Origin of the sequence: Blautia sp. AM29-29 (assembly GCF_003480555.1) — a bacterium.
Taxonomy (GTDB): domain Bacteria; phylum Bacillota; class Clostridia; order Lachnospirales; family Lachnospiraceae; genus Fusicatenibacter; species Fusicatenibacter saccharivorans.
Genome location: NZ_QUJD01000045.1, coordinates 1,206 through 2,643, shown reverse-complemented (window position 1 = coordinate 2,643; position 1,438 = coordinate 1,206). Strand labels below are relative to the sequence as shown.

Annotated in this window: 1 pseudogene; it reads right to left on the bottom strand. The window is 46.7% G+C overall.

The window, feature by feature from the left end:
* Nucleotides 1–80: 80 nt before the first annotated feature.
* Nucleotides 81–1,438, bottom strand: a pseudogene (gene tnpC, locus DW769_RS16225) (IS66 family transposase); the annotation flags it as partial.

Below are 1,438 nucleotides of genomic sequence, written 5' to 3'. Positions count from 1 at the left end.
AAAGTAAGCGCAAAATATTGCTACGTTACTCATGAATTACGCTTGCACCAAAATGATAGATGCAAGCGTTTTACTCTATTTTAGTTTTGACAGTTCGTTTTCGCAGTCTCGCTCATGGGGCAAGCTGTTCCAACTGTTCATCTGACATTTTATCGTCTGGCCGCTGTGATAAGAGATATGTCAGATATTTATAGGTATTCAGATCATTCGCTTTTGCCATCTCGACCATTGTATACACAATAGCACTGGAGGCAGCTCCTTTCGGACTGGCACTGAACAGCCAGTTCTTCCGGCCGACAGTGAATGGCCTGATTGCATTCTCGCTAAGATTATTGGACAAACTGCAATGACCGTCTTCCAGATAAGTCATCAGGGTGTCTTTCCGATTTTGGGCATAGTTTACCGCTTTCGCCAAACGGGTTCCTTTGTTTGGGCGCTGTTGATCCAGCCAATTCCAGAATGCCTCCAGTATTGGCTTCTCCTTTTCAAGACGAAATTGTTTTCTCTGCTCCGCAGTGTGATTTTTTGCTTTTGAGTACCGCTCACAATCAAACAGCTTGGAACAGAACTGTACTCCCTGCACTGCCGGAAGGCTGTAATCATACTCTTTCCCTTTCGGTATGGCATCTGTGAAGTAACGTCTCACATGTGCCCAGCAAGAGCAGCGTTTGATGTCCGGCAGATTATTATAACCCTGGTATCCGTCCGTCTCCAGATATCCGCTGAACCCCTGTAGGAAAGATGCTGCATGGAACTTTGCCCTTGTCTCTGTGTAATGGTAGAGCAGGATCGGCGGAAGTCCATCTTCTCCACTGCGGAAGAGCCACATCCAGGAATCCGTTTCAGGATTACGCTCCGGCTCATTCAGTACCTGAACCCGGGTTTCATCTGCCATCAGATATTTACGCATCCGTAACTGACGGTGAAAATAATCATAAACATGACGGAGATAATTCTCGGCACAGTAAATGATCCAGTTAGCAAGCGTAGCCCGGCTTAATGGGACACCCAGTTGCTTCCAGTCCTCTTCCCGCCTGTTTAACGGCAGACCATTCTGGTACTTCTGGTGCATTGCCCATCCGACAACGTATTCCGATGCATAACTTTCCGGGATCAATGGTTCCTGAACAGGGGCTTTGACAAATGTCTGATCATCCGGATGTTCCTCTGATATGGCACACTCCGGGCATTTATAGGTTTCACGATAGATATTTACTACTTTTCCCTTGGCAGGGGTAAAACGAAATTCATGGCGGACGAATTCTTTCCCAATACATTCCATCTGCGTTCCGCAGGTTGGACAGTTTCGCTCCTCCTCCGGAAGAGAAATGATCTCGTCGCAGGAAGGAACATTTTTAAAGAGATCAGCATGTGTCCGTCTTGCTTTTCTCTTATGTTCCGGAACAGTGATGTCATCAGGAAGTTCCTGTTCCCATGT